Annotated in this window: 20 protein-coding genes and 1 riboswitch; of the genes, 13 read left to right on the plus strand and 7 right to left on the minus strand. The window is 71.3% G+C overall.

Annotated elements, in window-relative coordinates:
* The first annotated feature begins 12 nt into the window (after positions 1-12).
* From AB0F70_RS20680 to AB0F70_RS20690, 3 genes are all read left to right on the plus strand, one after another.
* The gene (locus tag AB0F70_RS20680; protein ID WP_357452532.1) at positions 13-660 is read left to right on the plus strand and encodes an ABC transporter ATP-binding protein; all 648 of its coding nucleotides are present in this window, start codon (positions 13-15) and stop codon (positions 658-660) included.
* Positions 657-3,014, plus strand: coding sequence for a hypothetical protein (locus AB0F70_RS20685; protein ID WP_357452535.1), 2,358 nt, complete (start codon positions 657-659; stop codon positions 3,012-3,014). Before AB0F70_RS20680 ends, AB0F70_RS20685 begins: the two co-directional genes overlap by 4 nt.
* A gap of 115 nt (positions 3,015-3,129) precedes the next feature.
* On the plus strand, positions 3,130-6,228 hold the full coding sequence (locus AB0F70_RS20690; RefSeq protein ID WP_357452538.1) for a BTAD domain-containing putative transcriptional regulator: 3,099 nt from the start codon (positions 3,130-3,132) through the stop codon (positions 6,226-6,228).
* A 37-nt stretch (positions 6,229-6,265) separates the two neighbouring features.
* Here AB0F70_RS20690 and AB0F70_RS20695 read toward each other — a convergent pair whose 3' ends face one another.
* Positions 6,266-7,234 (minus strand): hypothetical protein, encoded by a 969-nt coding sequence (locus tag AB0F70_RS20695; RefSeq protein ID WP_357452541.1) that lies wholly within the window; start codon positions 7,232-7,234, stop codon positions 6,266-6,268.
* Entirely contained in the window at positions 7,231-8,187 is a 957-nt protein-coding gene (locus tag AB0F70_RS20700) for a sulfotransferase (RefSeq protein ID WP_357452544.1), read from the minus strand. The genes AB0F70_RS20695 and AB0F70_RS20700 overlap by 4 nt, the downstream gene beginning before the upstream one ends.
* Before the next feature lie 180 nt (positions 8,188-8,367).
* On the opposite strand from AB0F70_RS20700, the gene AB0F70_RS20705 reads away from it, so the two are divergent.
* From AB0F70_RS20705 to AB0F70_RS20740, 8 genes are all read left to right on the plus strand, one after another.
* Positions 8,368-10,392, plus strand: coding sequence for an acyltransferase family protein (locus tag AB0F70_RS20705; protein ID WP_357452547.1), 2,025 nt, complete (start codon positions 8,368-8,370; stop codon positions 10,390-10,392).
* Between the two features lie 70 nt (positions 10,393-10,462).
* Positions 10,463-11,515, plus strand: a complete 1,053-nt coding sequence (locus AB0F70_RS20710) for a polysaccharide pyruvyl transferase family protein (RefSeq protein ID WP_357452550.1) — start codon at positions 10,463-10,465, stop codon at positions 11,513-11,515.
* Complete coding sequence (locus tag AB0F70_RS20715) at positions 11,515-12,408, plus strand: glycosyltransferase family A protein (RefSeq protein WP_357452552.1); 894 nt, start codon at positions 11,515-11,517, stop codon at positions 12,406-12,408. Before AB0F70_RS20710 ends, AB0F70_RS20715 begins: the two co-directional genes overlap by 1 nt.
* On the plus strand, positions 12,405-13,184 hold the full coding sequence (locus AB0F70_RS20720) for a polysaccharide pyruvyl transferase family protein (RefSeq protein WP_357452555.1): 780 nt from the start codon (positions 12,405-12,407) through the stop codon (positions 13,182-13,184). The genes AB0F70_RS20715 and AB0F70_RS20720 overlap by 4 nt, the downstream gene beginning before the upstream one ends.
* Before the next feature lie 74 nt (positions 13,185-13,258).
* Positions 13,259-14,086, plus strand: coding sequence for a CAP domain-containing protein (locus AB0F70_RS20725; protein WP_357452558.1), 828 nt, complete (start codon positions 13,259-13,261; stop codon positions 14,084-14,086).
* An 87-nt stretch (positions 14,087-14,173) separates the two neighbouring features.
* Positions 14,174-14,707 (plus strand): CAP domain-containing protein, encoded by a 534-nt coding sequence (locus AB0F70_RS20730; protein ID WP_357452561.1) that lies wholly within the window; start codon positions 14,174-14,176, stop codon positions 14,705-14,707.
* Positions 14,708-14,898: 191 nt separating this feature from the next.
* Positions 14,899-16,989, plus strand: coding sequence for an acyltransferase family protein (locus AB0F70_RS20735; protein ID WP_357452564.1), 2,091 nt, complete (start codon positions 14,899-14,901; stop codon positions 16,987-16,989).
* A gap of 32 nt (positions 16,990-17,021) precedes the next feature.
* A complete protein-coding gene (locus AB0F70_RS20740) occupies positions 17,022-18,485 on the plus strand; it encodes an NCS2 family permease (protein WP_357452567.1) in 1,464 nt (487 codons plus the stop codon).
* A gap of 117 nt (positions 18,486-18,602) precedes the next feature.
* Here the strand turns inward: AB0F70_RS20740 and AB0F70_RS20745 are convergent, their stop codons facing one another.
* The 5 genes from AB0F70_RS20745 to serC all read right to left on the minus strand — a co-directional run bounded on the left by AB0F70_RS20745 (position 18,603) and on the right by serC (position 23,808).
* Positions 18,603-19,622, minus strand: coding sequence for a hypothetical protein (locus AB0F70_RS20745; RefSeq protein WP_357452570.1), 1,020 nt, complete (start codon positions 19,620-19,622; stop codon positions 18,603-18,605).
* A 204-nt stretch (positions 19,623-19,826) separates the two neighbouring features.
* Positions 19,827-21,131, minus strand: a complete 1,305-nt coding sequence (locus AB0F70_RS20750; RefSeq protein ID WP_357452573.1) for an MFS transporter — start codon at positions 21,129-21,131, stop codon at positions 19,827-19,829.
* Positions 21,128-21,571: a MarR family transcriptional regulator gene (locus tag AB0F70_RS20755; protein WP_357452575.1), complete on the minus strand. Its 444-nt coding sequence runs from the start codon at positions 21,569-21,571 to the stop codon at positions 21,128-21,130. Before AB0F70_RS20755 ends, AB0F70_RS20750 begins: the two co-directional genes overlap by 4 nt.
* Positions 21,572-21,728: 157 nt before the next feature.
* The gene (locus tag AB0F70_RS20760; RefSeq protein ID WP_357452578.1) at positions 21,729-22,580 is read right to left on the minus strand and encodes an MHYT domain-containing protein; all 852 of its coding nucleotides are present in this window, start codon (positions 22,578-22,580) and stop codon (positions 21,729-21,731) included.
* A 118-nt stretch (positions 22,581-22,698) separates the two neighbouring features.
* Positions 22,699-23,808, minus strand: coding sequence for a phosphoserine transaminase (serC, locus tag AB0F70_RS20765; RefSeq protein ID WP_357452581.1), 1,110 nt, complete (start codon positions 23,806-23,808; stop codon positions 22,699-22,701).
* Between the two features lie 83 nt (positions 23,809-23,891).
* Here serC and AB0F70_RS20770 point away from each other — a divergent pair, with 83 nt between their 5' ends.
* Positions 23,892-24,608: a metal-dependent transcriptional regulator gene (locus tag AB0F70_RS20770; protein WP_357452584.1), complete on the plus strand. Its 717-nt coding sequence runs from the start codon at positions 23,892-23,894 to the stop codon at positions 24,606-24,608.
* A 174-nt stretch (positions 24,609-24,782) separates the two neighbouring features.
* Positions 24,783-24,975: riboswitch (cyclic di-AMP (ydaO/yuaA leader) on the plus strand.
* A gap of 50 nt (positions 24,976-25,025) precedes the next feature.
* Positions 25,026-25,772, plus strand: a complete 747-nt coding sequence (locus AB0F70_RS20775; RefSeq protein WP_357452587.1) for an NlpC/P60 family protein — start codon at positions 25,026-25,028, stop codon at positions 25,770-25,772.
* Positions 25,773-25,935: the final 163 nt, after the last annotated feature.

Below are 25,935 nucleotides of genomic sequence, written 5' to 3' on the forward strand. Positions count from 1 at the left end.
TATTGGAGTCCGATGATCTCGCTCACCCGTGTATCCGTCGAATACGGCGACAAGGTAAAGCCACTCGACGACGTGTCACACACATTTCTTGCCGGAACGACGGCGGTCACGGGGCCGAGCGGCAGTGGGAAGAGCACCCTGCTCCGGCTGATCGCCGGCGTGCAGAGTCCGAAGGCGGGAACCGTGGCGATCGACGGCGAGCCCGTCGGTCGGGCGTCGTGGTTCTCGGCCGGTGACCCACGCGTGTCGGTGATCTACCAGGACCACCGGCTGGTGCCGTTCCTGACGGTCGCGCAGAACCTGAGCCTGGCCGTCGAGTCTCGGGGCGCCAAAAGCTCCGCGGACCAGGCCGAGGCGGCGCTGGCACGGGTCGGGCTGCCCTCGTCGACGAGTCACAGGTTCCCGGGTTCGATGTCGAGTGGCGAGCAACAGCGGGTGGCCGTTGCCCGAGCACTCGCCGTGGGAAGCCCGGTGCTCGTGGCCGACGAGCCGACGGGCGCCCTGGACGCCGAGAACACCGCACGGATCACCGATGTGCTCCTAGAACTGGGGCAGAGCGGCGACCTGACGGTGATCGTCGCCACCCACGACATGAGCGTGGCCGAGCGGATGGATCAGCGAATCGGCCTAGGAGCGGGTCGTCTCCTGGTAGCCGCATGAGCGGGCGGGTCTCGGGTGCCCGGTTGGTCGTCGCCTACGCACGGCATCGCGTGGCGCAGGTGCTGGTCCTCACACTGCTGGGTGTTCTGCTCGCGACGGCGGTCGTCGGCCCGGCTGCCGTTCGCGCCAGCGCAGCGGCGGCCGCTGCTGAATCACTCCGTGCGGAGCTCGGCCAGCGCACGTACGTCCTCCAGACGAGCGACGCGGAGGTAATCGACAACCTGAGCGGCCTGCCCGCCGTCGGCTCTGTTCAGGATGATGTGGGCGAGGTCGCTACCGGAGAGGCATCCGCTCCGGTAGCCGTGAGGACGACGACGGACGCCCGTCTGCAGCTCGGAGTGCTGAGCAGGGGAGAGCACCCGGACGCGCCGGGCGAGTTGTCGATGTCCGAGGCCGTAGCCGCGGCGCTCGGCGCGGCCATCGGAGAGACCGTGTCAGTCCGGGTGGGCGACGGGGAGACGACCGGGCTGGTCGTGGGGTACGTCGGTGACCCGGCCCACGTCGCAGACAGCACGATCATCAGGGTCGTGGACGATGCATCGTCGTTCAGCCCGACTCGCTGGCTGAGCAACCTGGACTTCTATGCCAATCCGGAGCTGCGACCGGCGCTCGACCGAGGCGCCGCAACCTATCAGCCCGTCGAATGGCTCCTGCTCGCCGCAGAGGACAACTCCCCGGAGCTCCTCAGCATGCTGGCCTACGTGCCGCCGGGTGCGGGGATTCTCGGCGGTCTTCTTGTCCTTTCCCTTGTTGCTGGGCTGGCACGCACCTGGATGTCAGACGCCGGGGCGCTGGTCGCCACCGGGCTCGCGCCGCATAGCGCGTGGCGACGCATCTTGTGGACAAGCTTCGGGTCGGTTCTGGTCGGCGTGATCGCGGGTTCCTGTGCCGTGATGGCGGGAATCCGGCTGGCCAAGTCGGAGGTCTCCGCATGGCTCGAGCAGAGCTGGGACCACGTCATCGTTCCGTGGCCGGAAGTCACTCTTCTTGTCGGAACGGTCATCCTGGCGGGAGCCTTGAGTGTGACCGTCGCTCGGTACCTGCCCAGGCTGCGGCCCTGGCGCCCTCGGTCTGTCGGAGAAGCGCGACGGCGGTGGCTCGTTCCGATCGTCGGGTTGGTCGCCGTCGTCGGCGCGATCCTGTGGTTGATAGCTCTGCGTTCGAGCTTTGAGGCGGTGGACAGTCCCATGGCGCGGCTCGCGCCGGTCGGCGCCGCAGTCACGATGCTCTCTGCGCCGATCTTGTTCGGTGCGCTGCTCGGACTCGCGTTTCCGGGCGCTACCCGGGTGCTGTTCTCCGGTTTTGCACGCTCGACTTGGGTGACTGCGGCAGTCGCGGCGACCGTCATCCTTGCCGCCGGCATCTGGTCGGCTCAGACGACCCGTGGCGCGAACGTGAGCGAATCCATGTCGCCCCTACCCGTGCCCGCCGGATCCTTCGTGATCAGCTCCATGCCTGATTCGGCGATCTCTGCCCTGCGTGCGCTGTACGGGGACCTCGGCGGGCATGAAGTCGAGGCCTTCGAGATCCCGGACTCCACGGAAGGGAATCTCCGTGTCTCCTCGTCGGACACGCTTCGATGCGTGGTCGACTCGCATGCATCAACGATCATCGAGATTCCCGACCAGTGTCTTGATTCGCCGGTTGCAGCGCCTATCAACACGGTGCTCCTCGGGCCGAGAGGGTCTGATCCGCAAGCGGAAGGCGGATTGGTGGCAGAAGGCACAGTCGGACTCATCTGGTTCTCGCGTGACAGCGGATCGATAGGCCGCACGGCCGCGACCGATGCGCAGCCGAGCGCAGGTCTGGGGGGCAACCTGCCCGGACTTGTGGTCCCTCGTGATGGCGCCGTTGCCAAGGAGTTCGGGCTGGAGCCCAGCGGCATGAGCGAGGTCGTACTGGCGGACTTCCACCGCCTCGCCGCGGAGGACCAGTACGCGCTCCGCGCCGGGGTCCTTCGCCTCGCGCCGGGCGCGGAGCTGGCCGACGGGACGAGCCGATCGGAGTACGACCGGATGCGCACGCAGGCCGACGTCGTGAGCGCTGTCGGGGCCGTCGCTGTCGGAGCCGTGCTCCTTCTCGGGGGTGGGCTCGCCATCCTTGCGCAGCGGCTCACCCGCAGAACCCTGGTCGACGTGGGCTTCTCGCCCGCCCGCAGGGCGGTGCTGGCACTGTGCTGGTCGCTGGTGCCGGTCCTCTCAGCGGTCCTCGCACTGGCGCTCGTCTTCCTGACGGTCTCGGTCGGCGGCCGCGCGCTGGACATCTCCTTCGGGGAACTCTGGTACCTGCCGGGGATCGCGGGAATCGTGACGAGCGGTCTCTTGGCGCTCGCCTTCTACCGAGTGCCGAGCTGAGCCGCCTCTAGGATCCACCGCCCAACGTTCCGCAGACCGAACCAAGCCCATGTATCACCCGGCGCACCGCCTACTCTCTTGCCTCTGGCGGCTCGACGCGGAGGTATGGGCGGACATGATCTGGTTTCAACTGCTCGGTCACGTCTCGGCCCGGGGCGAGGGCGGTGAGGTTCCGCTCGGCCCGGCCCGGCAACGGGCCGTCCTGGCGGCACTGCTGGTCGAGCCGGGCACGCACGTCTCGCTGGATCAGCTCGTCGACCGGGTGTGGGGCACGACGCCGCCACGCAGCGCCCGGCAGACCCTGCACAGCTACGTGTCGCGGCTCCGGAGCGTGCTCGACGACCACGACGGGCCGCTCCTGGAGCGCCGCTCCGGCGGCTACGTCCTGGAGGCGGACGATTCCACGGTGGATCTGCAGCGCTTCCGTGCGCTCGTCGCACAGGCCAGGCAGGCCGACGACGACCGCGCCGGCGCTCTCTGGCAGGAAGCGATGGGTCTGTGGCAGGGCAGGCCGTTCGCCGACCTGGACAGCGACTGGCTGCGGTCGACGGCGGTCAGGCTCGAGGCGGAGCGGCTGGCGGCCGTCCTCGACCACAACGACCTCTTGCTGCGGTCCGGAGAGCACGCGGGCGTTCTGCCCGGCGTGGCCGCCGCTGCGGAGAAACATCCGCTCGACGAACGTCTCGCCGGGCAGCTGATGCTCGCCCTGTACCGGTGCGGCCGGCAGTCCGACGCGCTCGCCCACTACCGGCTGCTCCAGGAGCGCCTGGCTGACGAGCTCGGCAGCGATCCCGGTCCTGAGCTGCGCGAGCTGCACCAGCGCATCCTCCGGCACGACGCGGAACCGGCTGCGCCGGATGGCACATCGGATACGGACCGGAGCGCGCCGGCGCCCGGCCCGTCGTCCGCCGCGCCGTCGCGCCCGGCGTCCGACGCCACGGCAGGCAGGCCGCCCCGCCCCGCGCAGCTACCCCTCGACGTCACGGGGTTCACCGGCCGCTCCGACGACCTTCGGCGCCTGGACGAGCTGCTTCTGCCCGGCGCGGACGACGGCCGCGCGGGGCGGACCGTGGTGATCACCGCCATCCGGGGGACCGCGGGCGTCGGCAAGACCGCGCTCGCGGTGCACTGGGCGCACCGGGCCGCCCACGACTTTCCCGACGGGCAGCTCTACGTGAACCTGCGTGGGTACGACCCGGAGCAGCCGATGCGACCGACCGATGCCCTTGCCCGGTTCCTGGCGGCGCTCGGCGTCCCGGAGCGGGACATCCCCCTGGACGACGACGAGCGGGCCGCCCGGTACCGCAGTGAGCTCGCCGAACGCCAGATGCTGATCGTGCTGGACAACGCGGGCAGCGTGGCCCAGGTGCGGCCGCTGCTGCCCGGGAGCGGAGCCTCGACGGTCGTGGTCACCAGCCGGGACAGCCTGGGCGGCCTGGTCGCGGTGCACGGCGCCCAGCGGATCGACCTGGACCTGCTCCCTGCCGCCGACGCCGCCGACCTGCTGCGGCGGCTGATCGGCGAGCGGGTCGACGCCGATCCGGTTGCCGCTGAGCTGCTCGCTGAGCAGTGTGCTCGACTTCCCCTGGCGCTCCGTGTCGCGGCGGTGCTGGCGACCTCCCAGCCGGACCGGCCGCTGGCCGACGTCGCGGCTGAGCTGGCCGACCGGCAGGAGCGGCTCGAGCTGCTCGACCCAGGCGGCGACCCGTACGCAGCCGTCCAGGCGGTCTTCTCGTGGTCGATCCAGCACCTGCCCGAGCAGGCGGCGCGGACCTTCCGGCGGCTGGGCCTGCACCCCGGGCCCGACCTGGACCAGTACGTGGCGGCCGCTCTGACAGGCCTGGCTGCGAGTGCGGCCCGCCGGGTCCTGGAGACGCTCGTCAGCGCCCACCTGCTGCACCGGACCGGCTCGGACCGCTACGCCATGCACGACCTCCTGCGCGCCTACGCCGCTCGCCTGGCTGCCACCGAGGACACCGCCGGCGAACGGGCTGAGGCGGAGCAGCGGCTGTTCGCCTACTACCAGGCTGCGGCGACCGCGGCAGTGGACGTCCTCTACCCGAACGAAGGGGACCACCGGCGGGTGGCCGGCAAGGTGGGAGTCGAGATCCGGGACCTGGTGGGACCGGGCGCGGCGCGCGGCTGGCTGGAGACGGAGTGGCTGTGCGTACTGGCCATCGCGGAGCACGCCGCCGACGTGGGGGCGTCCGACTACCTCCACGGATTCGCCCAGACCGTGAACGGGTACGCGGGCCAGGCCCACTTCGCGGACGCGCTGACGATCAACTGCCATGCCCTGCGTGCCGCCGAACGCACCGGAGACCTCGTCGGGCAGGCCCAGGCGCTCCGCCAGCTTGCCGCGGGCTACGCACGACTCAGCGCGTACGAGGCGTCGATCGATCACGCGCGGCGGGCGCTGGAGAAGTTCCGGCAGGTGGGGGACCTCGACGGCGAGGCGCTCACGCTGACCAGCCTCGGTTCCACCGAGAACATTCGTGGCCACTACAGGGACGCGCGCAGCTATCACCGTGCGTCGCTGGCGGTGTTCCGACGGACCGAGGACCCGCACGGTCAGGCAATGGTGCTGAACAATCTCGGAGTGAGCGAGGCGCGACTGGGTCATCTCGCCGAGTCCGTCGAGGTGCAGCACCAGGCCCTCGCCATCTTCCAGAAGCTCGGCTCCCGGTTCAGCGAGGCCGTCACGCTCGGCAACATCGCCGGCGTCGAGATGCGCCGGGAGCGCCTCCCAGAGGCAGCCGACCTGCTGCGGCGGTCCATCGCGATCGCGGAGGAGATGGGCAGCGATCGCAGCCGCGCCAACTCCCTCGACACGCTCGGCTCCCTCCATCTCCGGCTGGGCGAGCCCGACCGGGCTCGTGAGTGCTTCGAGCAGGCACTGGCGCACTTCGTACTGAGCGGTGAGCGAACATCCCAGGCATGGTCGACCAACGGGCTCGGTGAGGTCGCTCTGTTCACCGGCGACGCGGCGGGCGCTGTGGCGCGGCATACCGAGGCGCTCGCACTCGCGGGCGCTGACGGCGCGCGGCACCAGGAGGCCCGCGCGCACGCAGGCATCGGCCACGCACACCGTGCCCTGGGGGACCCGCACCTGGCCCGGACCCACTACGAGCAAGCCCGTGCGATCTACACCGACCTGGGCATGCCCGAGGCCGAGGAGATACGCGCCACGCTGGCGGAGGTGCCGACGGCCTGACCACGTCATCAGGTGACCACCTCGCCGGAGGACTACCTCAGTGGCGTCGGCCCGCGGTGTTCGACGCACCCCAGAGCATCCCCGCGACGCTCTGCCGCACGCCGGGCGGCACCACGTCTGCCGGCATCATGCGGGCGATCCGCCGCGCGGGCGACGCGGCGATCTTGCGGTGGACGTACGGGTAGAGCGCGCGGAGCCGGTCGAACTCGGCGCGGGTCCCGGCGTCGTCGTGCCCGGGGAGGGAGTCGAGTGCGGCCCACGTGTCGTCGGCCAGCGCGCGCAGCGGCGCGGGGACTGGCACGTCCTGCCAGGTGGCGGCGGCGTGGTGCAGCGTAGGGTCGATGAACGCGTCCGCCCGGGCCACGGCCGCCGCGTCGCCCGGGTCGACCATCGGCAGTTCGAGAGCTGCTGCGGCGTCGAACACCGGCGCCTTCCAGTCGCGGACCAGGTTGCCGTAGCGCACGAAGGCCCGGGGAGTGGCCCGGGTGGTGAGCTCGGTCCCGAGCATCAGGTTGATCCACCCCGACACCCTGTCGACCAGCCCTCCACCCTTGTAGAAGGCGGCCCTGCTGCCCGCCACCTCCGCGGGCGGGCGCAGCATCGTGATGCACGACGTCGCGGCTCCCGCCGACACGGCGGCCTCCTGCCAGAGCTCGAAGAACCAGAGCAGCCTCGGATCCTTGATGACGAGGTTCCCGTGCTGCCGGACCTGGGCGGTGAGCCATTCCTTGATCTGGCCGCGCGCGTCCCCTTCGACGCTCGCCCGGTCGACGAGGTGCCACGCGATGGGCCGCGCGTCCGACGTCTGGACGCCCGCCGCCCGCAGCATGCCGTTGTGGAAGTCCACCACCCACTGCGGCTCGGAGAAGCCGTGCGGGTCGGAGGTGTCCGACGCGACCTCCGGCCCCGGCACGTGCAGCCCGAACTCGCGCAGCACCCCGGTGAGCAGGCTCGTGCCGCTGCGACCGGAGCCGGTGACGTAGACGACACGGACAGGGGCGCTCACCGGCGGTCAGCCGCCAGGATCACCGGCGTGCCACGCACCACGGGGGCCCACCCGGCCGCCTCGTCCAGCGCGTTCAGGTCGTATCCGTGCGCGCGGATCCGGTCCCCGAGGTGCTCGTTGACGACGTTGCGGTAGCGGGGGAGGAGCGCGGCGTCGGTGACGTCGCGGAGCAGGTCGGCGCGGGGCGTCCCGCGCCGCGACCCGAGGTTCCCGACATGGCTCCGGACGCGTCCGGCCAGCTCCGCCCGCCCGCCGGTCCGCCACAGCTCGGCGTAGCGGTTGCTGCGTCCGGCGTCGGCGGCGCCGATCGCGGCGGTATCGACGTCGATGCCCAGGAACTTGGCCACCCGGCCGAGCTCGCGCGCCGGTTCGCGCATCAGGTGCTCGTACCGCACCACGAGCAGGTTCTGGATGTGCAGCGCATCCTCCGCGAACACGTCGTGCGCGTGCACCCAGTGCTCGACGAGCCTGGGGAAGCCGTAGGTGAACCGTCCACGGGTGCTCGTGGCCCACTTGCGCACGGCCAGCGCCTGCACGATGGGGTGCCGCGTCACGACGATGAAGCGGGACCTCGGGAAGATCTCCTGGAAGTAGCGCATCTTCGTCAGGTTGGGCGGCGACTTCTCGACGAGTACCGCGGCGTCGAGGTCCCAGTAGGGCGACCAGCTCGCCCAGAGTCGCGCCCCGGCGTCGGGCACGCGGCGTGCGTCCTCTTCGGTGAGGTGTGCCTGCGGGTGAAACGACCATTCGGACGTATTACCCAGACCGCCGACAAATGTGTCCTGTATATGCTGACCCTCGTCCATCACGGCGCCCGTTCCGGTCAGTCCGGAAGCGTCTGGGCTCGCACTGATTATTCGGGCGAGAAGGGCGGTTCCGCTGCGATGAAGGCCACCGACAAAGGTGATGCGACGGTCGTACCAGGGCGTGCTGCTCGTGCGCATACCGGACATCGGGAAACCTAAGCTGGTCGGCTGGAATGGGATCGCTGGTGCCCCGCAAAAATATGCGACGAATGTGCCACGTGCGACCCGAATCGTCCGGTCGCCGCGTCATTCCGAACTGCAGGACGGCGGCTGTCACCCCAGGATGGTGCCGCACCGCCACACGGGCATATCACGGGGGAAAAAGAAATGGCAGTGGGTTTTCGCGCGGACGTCCAGGGGCTCCGGGCGGTAGCGGTCCTCGCGGTCATCGCCGACCACGTGATCGGCTGGCCGCGGGGCGGGTTCGTGGGCGTCGACGTGTTCTTCGTGATCTCCGGGTTTCTCATCACGGGGCTCCTGCTGCGGGAGTACGAGCGCACCGGCACCATCTCGTTCTCCGCCTTCTACGTACGCCGGGCCAAGCGGATCCTCCCTGCGGCAGCCTTCGTCCTGCTCGTCACGGTTTGTGCATCATTCGCCCTGCTGGGCGCCGAACGGTTCCGGAGCGTCGTGGGTGACGCGCTCTTCTCGTTCCTCTTCGTCGGCAACTGGCACTTCGCACGCGAGGGCGTCGACTACTTCCAGGAGTCGCTGCCGCCGTCCCCGCTCCAGCACTACTGGTCGCTGGGGGTCGAGGAGCAGTTCTACCTGGTCTGGCCCTGGCTCCTGCTGGGGCTGCTCGTCGTCGGCGCGCGGCGCCCGGGCTGGCGACGCGGGCACGCACGCGCGGTCGCGGGGGTGGCGGTCGTCGTGCTCTGCCTGCTCTCCCTGGCCTGGGGCCTGGCGGAGACGACGGCGCAGCCCACCTGGGCGTACTTCACGACGTCGTCGCGGGCCTGGGAGCTGGGCGCCGGCGCGCTCGTCGCCGTCCTGTCGACGCGGCTGAGCATCAGCTCGGGGCACGTGCGTTCGGCGCTCGCCTGGCTGGGGCTGGCCGGGATCGCCGCGGCGATCCTGGTGACGCCCGAGGGCGAGGGCTTTCCCGTGCCCTGGGCGCTGCTGCCCGTGCTGTCCACGGCGCTCGTGATCGCGGCGGGTGTGGGTGGTCCGGTGGCGCTCTGGCCGCTCACGCACCGCGCGGGCCAGTACCTCGGCGAGATCTCCTACGGCCTGTACCTGTGGCACTTTCCGGTGGCGGTCCTGCTGCTCGCCTTCGTGCCCCAGGGTTCGGCGGCCTACCTCGTGCTCGCGCTCGGGCTCACGTTCGCGCTGTCGGCGGCGTCGTACCGCTGGCTCGAGGCACCCGCCCGTCGTGCCGCGTGGTTCCGGCGCCGTGGCGTGCGCGCGCGGCTCGCGCCGCGGGCGGGGTGGTACCGGTACGCGACGGCGTGCGTCGTCGTCGTGCTGCTCGGGGCAGGGGGTAACGCGGCGGCCAGGGCGGCCGCCCCACCCCGGCTCGCCGTGCCCGGCGTCGTCCTGGCCGGCAGCACCGTCGCCGACCCGTCCGACTGCGCGGGGGCGGCAGCGCTCGACCCGCGGCACGACTGCGCCCTGAACACGGGGACCGCCGTCGCGCCCGACCCGGCCGGCGCCTCGTACGACACCGGCGGGGCCTTCGGCTGCTACTCGTACCAGGGCGAGCAAATGAAGACCTGCACGTTCGGCAGCGACCGGCCGACGGCGACCCGGGTCGCCGTGGTCGGCGACAGCCACGCCGCGCAGCTCGTGCCGATGCTGCGGCCCCAGCTCGACGCCGCCGACTGGCGGGTCGACACCTATGTCGGCAACGGCTGCCGGTGGCGCCTCGTGGAGCGCGACCCGTTGTGCCCCGGCCTGCCGAAGATCCAGGAGGCGCTCGAGCGAGGCGGGTACGACGTCGTCGTGACGACGTCCTCCCGAGCCCACGGCGAGGTGGCGCGCGAGGACTACGTCGCCGCCATGGCGCCCGTCGCCCGGAGCGGTACCCAGGTGATCGTCCTGGAGGACAACCCCGACGCCTCCGCCGGCTCGGCGCGCTGCGTGGCGGCGGTGACCTTCGCCGTGGACGACGGCTGCGGCACACCGGCCGGTCGTGCGCTCGCCGCACCCGACCTGCTGGCCGCTGCGGCCCGCGACGTACCGGGCGCGCACGTGGTGGACCTGACCGACCTGTACTGCGCGGCGGGCGAGTGCCCGTCGGTGATCGGCAACGTGGTGGTCTACCGCGACACCGGCGGGCACATCACCGGGACCTGGGCCAGGACCCTCGGACCGTACGCGGTGGAGCGGATCCAGGCCGCGCTGCGGGGGTGACCTGCTCCGACCTGCGGTATCGGATCGCTGCCCCCATGATGGTCTCGACCGCGAGCCAGGGGGGCACTGGATGATGCGTCCGGAAGACGGCGCGTACCTCGCAGGGCTGCGGGACGTGACCGCCACCGTGCTGGCCGACACCATCGGCCCGGGCCCGGTAGCGCTCCTCGACGCGCCCAACCAGCGCAACGTCGGCGACTCGCTCATCTGGGCCGGTGAGCTGGCGTACCTGAGGCGTCTGGGCATCGAGATCCGGCACGTGAGCGACCTGCGCGGCTACCTCGCGGCGGACGTCCGCGCGGCAATGCCCACCGGCACGATCCTGATCCACGGCGGCGGCAACTTCGGCGACCTGTGGCTCGGGCACCAGGAGCACCGGGAACGCATAGTGCAGGACTTTCCCGGCCACAAGATCGTCCAGCTGCCCCAGTCGGTCTGGTTCCGGTCCGAGCGCCGCGCGGCCGAGGCCGACCGGATCATCGGAGCCCACCGCGACTTCACGCTCCTGGTCCGGGACACCCCGTCCCAGGCGCGGGCCGCCGAACAGCTGCCCAGCGTCCGCGCGGCGTACTGCCACGACATGGCCCTGGGCTGGGAGCCCCCGTTCTTCGACCAGCTCGCGGGCAGCACGCGGCGCATGCTCGTGCTCGCCCGCGCCGACAAGGAGAACGCCTCCGGGCTCCAGGACGTCACGCCGGACTGGGCGCCCGGCCTGGTCGCCGACCGGACCGACTGGCGGCCCGACGCCGCCGCCGACTGGCGCCACAGGGCGGCACGGCTCGTCGCGACCCTCAGCCACCAGCGCGCCCGGGTGGGCCGCCGGATGCCGCTGCCCGCGCTCGGCGCCGCGAACAAGCCGGTCGCCGCGGCGCTCGCGGCGATCAACACGGTGAACATCGACAGCGGAGTGCTGCTCTTCGCGCCCGCCCGCGGCGCCGTCGTCGACCGCCTGCACGCGCACGTCATGGCCACGCTGCTGGGCATCGAGCACATCCTGCTGGACAACAGCTACGGCAAGCTGCGCGCGATCTACGACGACTACACGGGCAAGTTCAGCACCGCCCACCAGGTGTCCGGCCTCGACGAGGCGCGCGAGCTCGCCGCCCGGCTCTGGGGAAGCTGATGCTCGCGTTCGTGACGTCGCTGCGCCACCCGGACAACTCCGCGGACTACGGCCGGGTGGAGGAGCTGCTGCGGCTCACGCTCGGGTCGCTGACGGCGCAGACCAGCGACGACTACCTGGTGTTCGTGGTCGGCAACCGCGCGCCGGAGATCGCGCCCGAGCTGGCCGAGCGCGTGCGGTTCGTGCCCGTCGACTTCGCGGCGCCGGAGGCGGCGGACGGCCCGCACGCCGGCCGGTCGCAGTTCGTCCGGGACAAGGGCAGCAAGATCGGCGTCGGGCTGCTGGCCGCGCGGCCGTACGCGCCCGGCCACGTGATGATCGTCGACGCCGACGACTTCGTGCACCGCGGCCTCGCGGAGTTCACCGCGCAGCACCGCGGCCACCCCGGCTGGGTGGTCGACAGGGGCTGGGTGTACTCGCGCGCCCGGTCCGTCTACCGGCGTCAGCCCGACTTCCACCGGACGTGCGGCAGCAGCTTCGTCGTCCCGTTCGAGGCGTACGGCGTGCCCGGACACCTCGACGAGACCGCCACGCAGGAGGAGGTCCTCGCGGGGTTCGGTGACCGGGTCGAGCACGTCATGGGCGCGCACCGGCACGCGCTCGAGTGGTACGCCCGCCACCAGGACCGGGTGCTCGAACCCCTGCCGTTCCGCGGCGCGATCTACCACGTGGACACGGGGGAGAACCACTCCGGCAAGCGGCTGCGCGGCCTGGCCAGGCCGCTCGACCCGGAGTTCGCCGCACAGTTCGGCCTCCCGCCGGCCCGCCGGACGACCGCGGCGCTGTGGTCCGCCGTCGGGCCCCGGGCGGCGGCCGAGACGGCGCTGACGATGGGCCGCCGGGCGCTCGGACCGCTGGTCCGCCGAGCGCTGACGGCGGCGGGACGCGCGTGACCGTCGAGGTGGTCCACTGGAACCCCCTGCGGCCGGTGGTGCCAGGGAAGCTCGGCAGGCTCGTCCCCGTCCGGCGCCGGGTCAACAACTTCGGCGACCTGATCGGCCCCGCGCTCGTCGAGCACATCCTCGCCGACCGCGGCATCGATCAGGCACGGGGGAGTGCCAGCAGGCTGCTCACGGTCGGCTCGATCCTGCACCTGGCCGCGCCCGGCGACGTCGTCTGGGGCTCCGGGATCAACGGCAAGGAGGCGTACCTGCCGCCCGGCCTGGGGCTGGACGTGCGCGCCGTCCGGGGGCCCATCACGCACCGGCTCCTGCGCGAGGCCGGGATAGAGGCGCCCCGCGTCTTCGGCGACCCGGCGCTGCTCTGGAGCCGGTTCTGGCCCCGGGAGAGCTATGCCGACGGCGAGCGGCGGGCCGTCGGGTTCGTGCCCAACCTGCACGACTGGGCGCGGCACCGCGACGACCCCCGGACGATCGCGCCGCAGGGCGACCTGCACACGATCGCCGGGGAGATCGCCCGGTGCGACCTCGTGGTCGCGACGTCCCTGCACGGCATAGTGCTCGCCGAGTCGTTCGGCATCCCCGCCCGGCTGGTCCCGCCGTCGGCCGAGCCCATGCACAAGTACCACGACTACTACGCGGGGACCGGGCGCGAGGAGTTCCGCGTCGCGGCGTCCGTCGACGAGGCGGTGGAGCTGGGCGGCGTCCGCCCGCCCGTATGGGACGGCGACGCCCTGCTGGCCGCCTTCCCGCTCGACCTGTGGGCGTGAGCCGGGCTCCTGGGCGCTCTCGGTAGCTTTGGGGGCATTCCGTACGGTAGCGATCGCCGGTATTGTCCGAACTCGTGTCCCCAGCGCGCTGTACGACGTCGTCCGCGTCCCGGCCAGGGCCTGCCCTGCGCGGGGCAGTCACCCGCGTAGTTCTGGGCGTGGCGGTGGCCGCCTGTCTGACGGCGTGCGCCGGGCTCCTCGATCCGGGCGCCGAGCCGATGCCCGCGCCGGGGATCGCTCCCGGGGTGGTCGCGGAGGCGGTGCCCGTCCGGCTGGCGCCCGACCCGCAGCCCTCCTCGGTGGGCCCGATCAGGGGGAAGCACACCCAGGAGGCCGCGGCGGTCGACGTGCAGCCCGCGCCGAGCGGATCGGCGTCGCGCGGCGCGGACCGTACGCCGGCTCCCGGGGCGGACGACGACACGGGGCCGGGCGGCACCGGAGGCGGCGGTTCCGGCGGGAGCGACGACGGAACGGGCGGGACCGGCGGGGGCGGGACCGGCGGGGGCGGCGCCGAGCCGGACCTGACCGACGCCGTGCAGTACGCGGCGGCCCTGGAGGACGCGGTCAACGGCCATCGCACCGCCAACGGCCTGGCCGCCCTGGCGCACGACGCCTGTGCCTACGACGTCGCGCTCGAGCGGGCAGAGGCGCTGATCGGCAAGGAGCTGGCGCACGCGCCGCTCGAGCCGATCTTCGAGACCTGCCCCACCTCGGCGGTCGCGGAGAACCTGGCCAAGGGCGGGTGGTCACCACCCGAGGCGGCACAGGGCTGGATGGACTCGGAGGGGCACCGCGCCAACATCCTGAACGGCGACCTGACCAGGGGCGCCATCGCCTGCGTGCCCGACGGCGGGGACCCCGCCGCGCCCGTCATGATCTGCGCTCACGTGTTCCTGGGCTGAGCCGTGGAGTGGCGGCAGGACCTCGGCGGATGAGCGGCGCGGCGCCTCGGCTTGTGTGCTCGGGCAGCGCGGTGTCGAATCGACCCCGTGCTCCGCGCCCTGACCCGCTTCGGGATCCCGTTCCTGCTCACCGCCGCGCTGCTGACCGCCTGTGCGGCGGGGGCCTCCGGCGACCCCTGGGGTACCGAGGCATCGCCCGGTCCCTCGCCGACCTGGACGCCGTCCGGCAGCGTGGACCTGAGCGACCCGGAGCAGTACGCGGCGGCCCTGGAGGAAGGCGTGAACGCGGCGCGTGCCCAGCGGGACGTACCGCCGGTGGAGCACGACGACTGCCTCGCCGCCGTTGCCGTCGAGCGGGCCGGGGAGCTGATCGGTGCGCCGAAGCTCGTCCATGCGCCGTTGGAGCCCGTACAGGAGAGCTGCCCGGGCGCGTTCGCGGCGGAGAACCTCAGCCGCACCACGAACCCGCCGCAGGACGTGGTGCAGGCCTGGCTCGACTCGCCCTCGCACCGGGAGAACCTCGTGGCCCCGGACCTGCTGCGCGGCGCGATCGGGTGCGTCAAGGCCGGCGGCACGACCACGGCACCCCTGCTGACGTGCTCTCACGTATTCCTCGGTTGAGCCGGAGGTGCAGCGCAGGGTGCGGGCCGAGGAACGAGGCACGCGCCTGGAGCGGAACCGCAGGCTCAACCGATAGCAGCAGAGGGTGAGCCGCAGCTCTCCTCACATCCTCCTCGATACCCGGTCAGGGTGACCTTGGTGTGCCAGTTATGGTGAGCGGCGCACCCGTCCGGAACGACCGCAGGAGAAAAATGGCGCAGGCGACGACCACCGCCGTCGAGCGACCCACCGGACCGGCTCCGGAGCCGCGCGGGCCGGGCGCCGACACGGCTCTTGCCGCCCCGGGCGCCGGCCACCCGTTCCGCACGGACATCAACGGGCTCCGGGCCGTCGCCGTGCTCGCCGTCGTCGTCTTCCACGCGGGGATCGCGATCCCCGGCGGCTTCACGGGCGTCGACATCTTCTACGTGATCTCCGGCTACCTGATCAGCTCGCTGCTGCTGCGCGAGGTGGACCGGAGCGGGGGCGTCGACCTCGTCGAGTTCTGGACCCGCCGCATGCGGCGCCTCGTGCCCGCGCTCGCGCTGGTCGTGACGGTCACGCTGCTCGCGAGCGTCCTGGTCCTGTCGCCGCTGGTCTGGGGCCGCCTCGCGTGGCACGGCGCGTCGGCGATGCTGTTCGTCTCCAACCTGCTGTTCCCGTACCAGGGGCAGGACTACTTCTCCGACGCCGTCACCCCGAGCCCCTACCTGCACACCTGGTCCCTCGGCATCGAGGAGCAGTTCTACATCTTCTGGCCGCTGCTCATCCTGCTCGCGGTCGCCGTGGCCCGCCGCACCCACGTGCCGGCCCGCCGCATGCTGCAGCTCCTGTTCGCCGGAACGTTCGTCCTGTCGCTCGGGACCTCCGTCTGGATGACGGAGGTCGCCCCCGACTGGGCGTTCTACGTGCTGCCGACCCGCGCCTGGGAGTTCGCCGGCGCCGCGCTCGTCGCGACCCTGCCCTGGGGCCGGCTCGCCGAGCTCTCCCGGATGCGGGCGCGGCTGCTCCGGGCCCTGCTCGGCACCGCAGGGGTCCTGCTGCTGGCGCTCTCGTTCGCGTTCGTGCACGAGACCGACCCGTTCCCCGGCACCGTGGCACTGCTGCCCGTAGGCGGTGCGCTGCTGGTGCTCGCCGCCGGCAGCATCCCCGCTGACGGCACCTGGGTGGACCGGGTGCTCGGCCTGCCGGTGCTGCAGCGGATCGGCGACGTCTCCTACTCCTGGTACCTCTGGCACTGGCCGTTCGTGGTGCTCACCACCGCAGTGGTGCAGGACGACGCGATCTGGATCAAGGTGCTCGCCACGCTCGCCGCGCTCGGCGCCGCCGTCGCCACGTACCGCTGGGTCGAGAACCCCGTCCGGTTCAGCGGCGCCATGCGGTCGTGGCGCCGCACCGCCGCGGTCACCCTCGTCATCGGCCTCGCCGTGGGCACCCTGACCGTCGGCACCCGGGTGGCCGCCGGAGCCGTGCTGCAGCAGGAGCCGTACGCCACCGCCGTAGCCGCCGGCGCCGAACCCGCACCGTACGGGTGCACCGCGACCACCGAGACGACGTCGGGCGCCGAGGTGTGCCTGCTCGGCGACGTCTCCGCCACCACCACCGTGCTGCTCCTCGGCGACTCGCACGCCATGCACTGGATCCCCGCCTTCGACGCCGCGGCGACCGACGCCGGCCTGCGCCTCGCCGTCCGCTGGCGGCACGGCTGCCCCGCGGCCCGGGTCCACGTCGAGCAGCCCGCCGAACGCGGGTCGTGCGCCGACTTCCAGTCCGAGTCCCTGCGGGTCGTCAACGAGCTGCGGCCCGACGCCGTCGTCGTCAGCCAGGCGCAGATCTACGCCGACCGGATGCAGCACGCCGACGGCACCCAGATGACCGGTGACGAGGCGCTCGCCGCCTGGACCAGCGCGAACGACGAGCTGTTCGCCCACCTTGTCGCCGCGACGCCCGCCGTGGTGGCGGTCAAGGACAACCCTCGGCTCGACGTCGACCCGCTCGACTGCCTCACCCGGCCGCTGCCCGGACTCGGCGACTGCAGCATGTCGCGCGCCGAGGCCGAGAGCTCGAACGGCGACCTCCCCCGGATCAGCGCCGGGATCTGGAGGAAGTACGGTGTTCCCACCTGGGACGGCGTCTGGTCACAGACGTGCGACGCGAACAGCTGCGGCGTCGGCGACACCGACCACCCCGTCTACCGGGACTACCACCATCTCAGCAGCGACTACGTGCTGACCCAGGTGCGGTCCGTGGAGCAGATGCTCAGGACCGCAGTCAGCGGCACGTCGGCAAGTAGCATCGGGTAACAAAATCGGGTAACGAAGGGCAACATCGGACCATGGCTCACGACCAGGCCCAGGCGCGGGGCGCCATCGACCGGTTCTTCAAGATCAGCGAACGCGGGTCCACGGTGTGGACGGAGGTGCGCGGCGGGCTCGTCACCTTCTTCACGATGAGCTACATCGTCGTGCTGAACCCGCTCATCCTCGGCAACGTGCCCGACGGCACCGGCCAGTACCTGGGCGGCGGCACCTCGGGCGGCGACCTTGCCGCGATCGCCGCGGCGACCGCACTCGTCGCCGGCGTCATGTCCATCCTCATGGGCGTGGTCGCGAACTTCCCGCTGGCGCTCGCGGCGGGGCTCGGCCTGAACGCCGTCGTCGCCTTCTCCGTAGCGGCCCTGCCGGGCATGACCTGGGCCGACGCCATGGGCATCGTGGTGCTGGAGGGCCTGGTCATCCTGATCCTGGTGGTCACGGGCTTCCGGGAGGCCGTGTTCCGGGCCGTGCCGCGCGAGCTCAAGATCGCGATCAGCGTGGGCATCGGCCTGTTCATCACGTTCATCGGCGTCTACGACGCCGGCTTCGTGCGCATCCCCGCCTCGCTGGCGACGCCGACGGAGCTCGGCATGGGCGGCTCTCTCGGCGCCTGGCCGCTGTTCGTGTTCGCGTTCGGTGTGCTGCTGGCCGCCGTCCTCATGGTGCGCAAGGTGCGTGGCGGCATCCTCATCGCGATCGCCGCGTCGACCGTGCTGGCCGTGGTCATCGAGGCCGTGGCGCAGATCGGCAGGCGCGCCGACGACAACCCGGGCGGCTGGTCGCTCAACGTCCCGGCGCTGCCCGACTCGGTGGTGGCCCTGCCCGACTTCTCGCTCATCGGGCAGTTCTCGCTGTTCGGGTCGTTCGAGAAGATCGGCCCGATCGCCGTCATTCTGCTGGTGTTCACGCTCCTCATCGCCGACTTCTTCGACACGATGGGCACCATGGTCGCCATCGGCGGCGAGGCCGGGCTGCTCGACGAGAAGGGCAACCCGCCGCGCACCACGCAGATCCTGATCGTCGACTCGATCGCCGCGTCGGCGGGCGGCATGGGTTCGGTGTCGTCGAACACGGCGTACGTCGAGTCGGCGTCCGGCGTGGGCGACGGCGCCCGCACGGGTCTCGCCGCCGTCACGACGGGTGTGGCGTTCCTGCTGACGACCTTCCTGGCGCCGCTCGTCACCGTGGTGCCGCACGAGGCCGCCACACCCGCGCTGGTGATCGTCGGGTTCCTCATGGTCGTCCAGGTGACGGGCATCGACTGGAAGAACCTCGAGGTCGCGATCCCCGCGTTCCTCACGATGGTGCTGATGCCGTTCGCGTACTCGATCACGGTGGGCATCGGGGCGGGCGTGATCTCGTACGTGCTGCTCAAGGTCGCCGTCGGCAAGGTGCGTGCCGTGCACCCGCTGCTGTGGGTCGCGGCGGCGCTGTTCGTCGTCTACTTCCTGCTGGGCCCGATCCGCGCGGCGGTAGGTATCTGACCGCGGTCCCGTTCCGCCGCGCGGGTCATCGAATGCACGCTTCTACCCAGTGATCGGGCCCGAACTCAGCGCGAGTTCGGGCCCAATCGCTGGGTGCGCGAACTCGCGGTACGCGGGTCACCGGGTGGTGGCTGGTGACCCGAGCTCGATGCGAGATCCTGCGTCCGGGTAGCTACCAGGGGTCCAGCCGTGGGCCCTCAGCACCTTGGCGATCTGTGCGCCGACGCCACCCGGCTTGTCGTTGTCGGCCGGCTTGAAGCGCAACATGATCACCTGCCCGGACGCCAGCAGCTGGTTCTGCCGAGGGGCGTCACGGACCAGCGCCTGCGGCGTGCTGTGCGGCCCGACGCCGTCGATCTCGACCACGAGCCAACGTCCGTCGGGCAGCCGCCAGATGAGGTCGACGCGTGCCACGGGCTTGCCGTCGATCACGATCAGGGCCTGGATGTCGTCCGGCGGTACCCCGTTGTCGTGGCACGACAGCCGGGCGAACGACTCGGCGGGTGACTCCGAGCGCGTGACGACCAGGCCGAACAGCTCGTGGAGCCGGGCGGCACCGTGCCGACGTCGGGCCAGGTCGTGGAGGGCGGCGAGCTCGACCGGGCCGAACCGGTGACGTCGCGCGAGGTCGTCGAGCACGGCGAGGACGTTCTGGCGCGGAAGCTTGACTATCGCTTGCGCGGCGGCGTGGTCGATGCGCGCGACCTGGCGGTCATCTATCGACACCGTGGGAAAGGGCGGGTAGTCGACGACGGCGACGCCGTGCCGGCGGAGCCGCGGCGAACGGTCCTCGCGCGCCACCTCCAGGGGAAAGCCGCGGGGCAGCCCGGACACACCGTGGAGCACGAGGGCGCAGGCTCCCGTCGCTATGGTGTCCCGGCCGTGCACCAGCAGGGCGAACCAGGTGCGCCACTTCGCGGCGTGATCGAACAAGTCCTCCCTGACCCGGTGCTCGAGCGGCACGGGGTCGGTGTCGTAGACGGTCCGCGCCGGACTGGTCCAGCGAAGGTGCCGGACCAAGCGGCGCCGAGTCTCGCGGCCGATGCCGTGCTCCTCGCACTGGAGCGTGGACATGAGTCCGGCCTGCCGTCGGAGCAGCGGCTCCGCCGCCCGGGGGATCTCGAAGTTCTTCGGCACAGGACCCACTTCAGCAGCGCGGGACCGGGCGTGCCGTGCCGCCGTGGCTGGCCTGTGCACAACTGCCGGCCGACGCCCCCTGTGGTCGATCTCGGTGCGCTGCACCGGGGTCATCGAATGCACGCTTCTACCCAGGGATTGGGCCCGAACTTAGCGCGAGTTCGGGCCCAATCCCTGGGTAGCGCCCGGCCGGGAGCTGCCGGGCTAGGCCGCCAGGGCCTGGCGGGTCGGTTCCGGCTCTACATCCGGGTAGGTCACCTGGAGGTACGGGCGCGGGATGCGGTGCGAGCGGGAGAGCCGGGCGCGCACGCGCACGTGCCACGTCCGGTACGCCCACACAGTCGCGGCCAGGGCCACCAGCAGGGTCGCCACGGCGCCGATCAGCACGGCGTACCGCGGGCCGAACGTCTCGCCGACCCAGCCCACCACCGGGGAACCGAGGGGCGTGGTGCCGAGCACCACCAGCACGTAGATCGACATGACCCGGCCGCGCAGCTCCGGGGCCACCGAGAGCTGGATCGCGGCGTTGGCCGAGGTCAGCATCGTCAGGGACGCGAAGCCGACCGGGATGCACATCAGCAGGTAGCCGAGGTAGGTCGGCATGAACGCCTGGATCCCCATGGCTATCGCGAACGCGAACGCGGCGCCCAGCACGAGCCGCACACGCGGCCGTTCCCGCCGGGCGGCCAGGAGCGCCCCCGCGAGCGAGCCGATCGCGAGGACCGAACCGAGGATGCCGTACTCGCTGGCGCCCCGGCCGAACTCGACGCGCGCCATCATGGCCGACGTCAGCTGGAAGTTCAGGCCGAACATGGAGACCACGCCCATGACGACCATGATCACGACGATGTCGCTCCGGCCGCGGATATAGGCGAGACCCTCGCGGATCTGCCCCTTGGCGCGCGACGCGACCGGCAGGGCGTGCAGGTCGCGCATCCGCGTGAGCGAGATGATGACGGCGCCGAACGCGATGCCGTTGATGACGAACACCCAGCCGGTGCCGACGACGGCGATGAGCAGACCCGCCACACCCGGCCCGATGAGCCGCGCGGCGTTGAAGCTCGTCGAGTTGAGGCCCACGGCGTTCGCGAGCCGCTTGGTCGGCACGAGCTGGGCGACGAACGTCTGGCGCACGGGGCCGTCGATCGCGCTCACGATGCCCAGCAGGGTCGCGAACACGTAGACGTGCCACAGCTCGGCCGCGCCGGACAGCACCAGCGCACCGAGCCCGAGGCCCAGCACGCCCATGCCCCCCTGCGTGAGCATCAGGAGCTTGCGGCGGTCCACGCGGTCGGCGATCAGGCCGGCCCACGCGGACAGGAAGATGTGGGGGATGAACTGCAGTGCGGTGACGATGCCGACGGCGACACCGGAGTTGTTGGTGAGGACGGTCAGTACTACCCAGTCCTGCGCCACGCGCTGCATCCAGGTGCCGATGTTGGCGACGAGAGCGCTGGCGAACCAAAGGCGATAGTTGCGGTACTTCAGGCTGGCGAAAGTTGCGCTCATCGAGCGGCGATCCGGATCAGGAGCTCGCTGGCTCCTGCAAGGATCTCTCTCTCCTCTCCGGTAAGGGTGGACAGCTGTTTGGTGAGCCAGGCGTCACGGCGACGCCGGGTCTCTGCGACCTCACGCGAACCCGCGACGGTGAGCCGGACGACCACCTGACGGCGGTCCGTCGCGTGCTCCACCTTCTCGACGAGACCGAGCTCCGCCAGGGTGTTGACGGCTCGGGTCATCGACGGCGGCCGGACGCGCTCGTGCTCGGCGAGGGAACCGGGGGACATCTCGCCGTGCTTGTGCAGCACCGTCAGGATGCCGAACTGGCCCTCGGGGAGGTCGGCCTCACCGCGCTCTGCACGCAGGCGGCGGGAGACGCGGGTCAGGGCGACGCGAAGGTCGCCCCCGACTGTGGCCGGGCTTCGGCTGGATCTGCGGGAGCTCGACACCGCCCCAGTCTAGATCATTAGCCTTGCTAACGGTACGTGGGTGCGGTCACAGCGGGCGCCGCCGGGCACGGGCAGAGCGGGGCCTCGCCGGGCCGGAACGTCGGAGCGCCCGACCCCACGAGGGGGCCGGGCGCTCCGAGCATGTTGCTGCCGAGGGTCAGAGCGCGCGGTGCGTCTGCGCGAACTGAGCGGGACCCGGCTGCAGGTCCTGCTGGACGTTCTCGAACCGCTGGCCCTGCTCGCTGTGCGCCTTGAGCCGGTTCTCGAACTCGGCCTGGGTGCGCAGCTCGTCCTCCGTGGGCCAGAGACCGATGCCGAGGATGAGCAGGAACGTCACGACGCTCACCGCCATGACGAGCGGCACGAGCAGCTGCATCGTCGAGGCGCCGGCGGGGACGTTGTCGATCGGGTTGATCACGGAGACCCCGGCCATCCCGGTGTAGTGCATGCCGGTCACGGCAAGCCCCATCACCAGTGTGGCCACGATCGTGGCGAGCGTGCCGCGGATGTGCACGGTGCACCACAGTGCCGCGGTGGCCGCGACGACGGCGATGACGATCGAGGCGACGACGTAGACCGGGTTGTAGACGACCTCCGCCGACATCTCCATCGCCTCCATGCCCATGTAGTGCATGGCTGCGACGCCGGCGCCCGCGAGGGCACCACCGACGAGCATCGCCGCGAGCTTGCGCTTGCCCAGCTCCGTGATGAAGAGGCCCGCACCGACGACGACGATGGCGATTGCCGCGCTCAGGAGGGTCTCGGGAATGTTGTATCTGATGGTCACACCGGATGCGGAAAATCCCAGCATGGCGACGAAGTGCATCACCCAGATGCCGGTACCGCCCAGGGCGATGGCGCCGAACACGAGCCACGCCGCGCGCGTGCCGCCCGATGCTGCTCGGGCGCGAGACGTGCACGCAAGGCCCGTCGCTGCGCCGGTACACGAGATCGCGTACGCCAGCAGCGGCGTCACGATCCCGAAGGTGAAGTGGTCGATCACTGGCATGGTGTTGAACAGCCCCTCGAATGGTTCCCTAGGATGCCGAAACGTTACAGAGTCCCCACGGCTCGGACAATAGGCTGAACTCCCCGTCCAAGGGATATTGCGGACGTGATCGCGCTGGTCAGGCTGTTTCGACCACGTAGTCGACGCAGGCGGTGAGCGCCGCGACGTCGTCCGGGTCGACCGCGGGGAACATGCCTACCCGGAGCTGGTTGCGCCCCAGCTTGCGGTACGCGAACACGTCCTGCACGCCGTTGGCGGTCAGCTCGGAGATCACCCGTCCCGCGTCGATCTCCTCGGCGAGGTCGATGGTGCCGACCACCGCGGACCGCTCCTCGGGGCGCGCGACGAACGGCGTCGCCCACTCCCGCGACTCGGCCCAGGAATAGAGGATCTCGGCGGAGGTCGCGCAGCGCTTCGTCGACCACTCGAGCCCGCCCTGGTCGATCAGCCACTCGACCTGGTCGGCCAGGAGCAGCAGCGTCGCGACGGCGGGCGTGTTGAGCGTCTGGTCCTGGCGCGAGTTCTCGACGGCGGTCGTGAGCGACAGGAACTCCGGCACCCAGCGGCCCGAGCCCTCGACCCGTGCGGCCCGCTCGACGGCCGCGGGGGACAGGACGGCGAGCCACAGGCCGCCGTCCGCGGCGAAGGCCTTCTGCGGGGCGAAGTAGTAGGCATCGGTCTGGCTCAGGTCGACGGGCAGGGCCCCGGCCCCGGACGTCGCGTCGGTGAGCACGACGGCGCCGTCCGGCCCCGACGGGCGCAGCACCGGCGCCATCGCTCCCGTGGAGGTCTCGTTGTGCGGGGTGGCGTAGGCGTCGACGTCGTCGGTGGCCTCGAGGTAGGCGACGGCGCCGGGCTCCGCCGAGATCACCTGGGAGGGCGCGAGGAACGGGGCGCGCGACGTAGCAGCGGCGAACTTGCCGCTGAACTCGCCGAACGCCGCGTGCTGCACCTTGCGCTCCACGAGGCACAGCGTGGCGACGTCCCAGAACGCGGTGGCGCCGCCGTTGCCGAGCACCACCTCGTAGCCGTCGGGCGAGCCGAGCAGCTCCGTGACACCCTCACGAATGCGGCGCACCAGGTTCTTCACGGGCGCCCGCCGGTGCGACGTGCCGAGCACGTGCGCGTTCGCCACGAGATGATCCACCTGTCCCGGGCGCACCTTGGAGGGGCCGGAGCCGAATCGGCCGTCGGTGGGCAGCAGGTGTGGCGGGATTGTCAGTGGCACAGAACTAGACTAGAACCTGGGCCGACGCCCGGGCCGCACGTGTCCAGGGCGACTGGGCGGCTGTGCGCATGACGGGAGCTGACGTGACGGATCTGATCGACACCACCGAGATGTATCTCAAGACGATCTACGAGCTCGACGAGGAGGGCATCACGCCCCTGCGCGCGCGCATCGCGGAACGGCTGGGGCACTCCGGTCCGACGGTGTCGCAGACCGTCGCCCGCATGGAGCGCGACGGCCTCGTGATCGTGACGGGCGACCGGCACCTCGAGCTCACGGAGCTTGGCCACGACAAGGCGATGCGCGTGATGCGCAAGCACCGCCTCGCGGAGCGGCTGCTGACCGACGTGATCAAGCTCGACTGGGAGCACGTGCACGTCGAGGCCTGCCGCTGGGAGCACGTGATGAGCGACCTGGTGGAGAAGCGCCTCGTGGGGCTGCTCGACCACCCGCACCACGACCCGTACGGGAACCCGATCCCCGGGCTGTCGGAGCTCGGCGAGGAATACACCGACGTGCCGTTCCTGACCGGCGTGATCTCGCTGCCTTCCGCGTTCGAGGCGGCGGCGAAGAAGGGCGTCAAGGGCGAGCCGCTCGCGGCGTCGCTCACCCGCATCGCCGAGCCCCTGCAGACGGATATCGAGCTGCTGACTCGCCTGTCCGAGGCCGGCCTGGTGCCCGGCTCCCGCATCACGGCGCAGCACAGCGGCGGGACCTACACGGTGGCCGTGGACGGCGCGGGTACGGCGCTCGAGCTCGGTGAGGACGTGGCCCGCCACCTCTTCGTCGCGACGGTCTGATCGGACCCCTCGCGGGGCCTTTGGCAGTCCAGTTTGCCGTCCACTTTGTCGTCCGATTTGTCGGAAAGGCAGCACCCCTCCCGCGACACACCTTGGCAGTCGTTGCCGGAACGTGACATCGAGGGTGAGGTCCGGTACGTTCGGACCGCTCCCACGGAGTTATTCGTGGGGGTCCTCGGACGGACGCCGAACTCTGTCACCGGCCGGGGCCCCAAGACGACCGCATGACAGAGGCGGGGGACCCACCAATGGGCGCCAGGGTGCGTCCTCGGGGTGAAGCTGGGTATTCCTTCGGGATTGCTCGGCCGGGTGATTTCTCCCACCCGAACCCGACAGCTGACCTCGAAGGCGTTCAAGGAGAGGTACTACGTGACTGCACGTACGACTCGCGCTCGCCATCGGGCTGCGCGACGACCAGTGACTCCGTTCACCGAACTTGCTCAGAACGCCGCAGTAGGCCGCCGCACCGCGGTCGCAGCCGCTGGTGGCGCGCTCCTCGTCTCGACCTTCGGTGGCGCTCTGGTCGCCCAGGCGGCTCCGGTGGAGACCGGCCACGCGAAGATGAACTCGGTCGACCTCACCGCGCTGGCGACGCAGGCCCGTGAGGCGCTGTCCAACGCACCAGTCGTGTCGGTCGCACCCGACGCAGAGCTCAACGTCGAGAAGTCCGCGGTCTCCGTGGTCTCTGCCGCCGAGAACGAGGACTACCAGGCAGAGCTCGCCGCGGACGAGGCGGCAGAGGCCGCTGAGGCTGCCGCCGCCGAGGCTGCTGAGGCCGCCGAGGCAGCCGCCAGCGCCGTCTCCAGCTCGGTCGACATCCCCGCGTCGGCGATCGGCAACTCCGTGATCTCGATCGCGAGCCGCTACATCGGCGTGCCGTACGTCTCCGGTGGATCCAGCCCGAGCGGCATGGACTGCTCCGGCTTCACGAAGTACGTCTTCGGGCAGCTCGGTATCGAGCTGCCCCACTCGTCGTCGTCGCAGGCGGGTTACGGCACCCAGGTGCCGGCGTCCGAGGCTCAGCCGGGCGACCTGATGTGGACCCCCGGGCACGTCTCGATCTACGCCGGTGGCAACACGATGATCGACGCGTCCAAGCCGGGCACCGTCGTCGACTTCCGCACCATCTGGCAGTCGAACCCCACGTTCATCCGCCTGGGCTGATCCAGCCAGGTAGTACCGCACAGCAGAGATTCGCGAAGTAGAGCGCCTGTCCGAAATTCCCTGGTGTCGCCAGGGAGACCCGGACAGGCGCTCTACTTCGCGAATCTCTGCTGTGGCATCGTTCTGCAGTCTTTATGCCACCGGTCACCCATAACGCGCGTGC

It is taken from the genome of Promicromonospora sp. NPDC023805, from assembly GCF_040639635.1.
Taxonomy (GTDB): Bacteria; Actinomycetota; Actinomycetes; order Actinomycetales; family Cellulomonadaceae; genus Promicromonospora.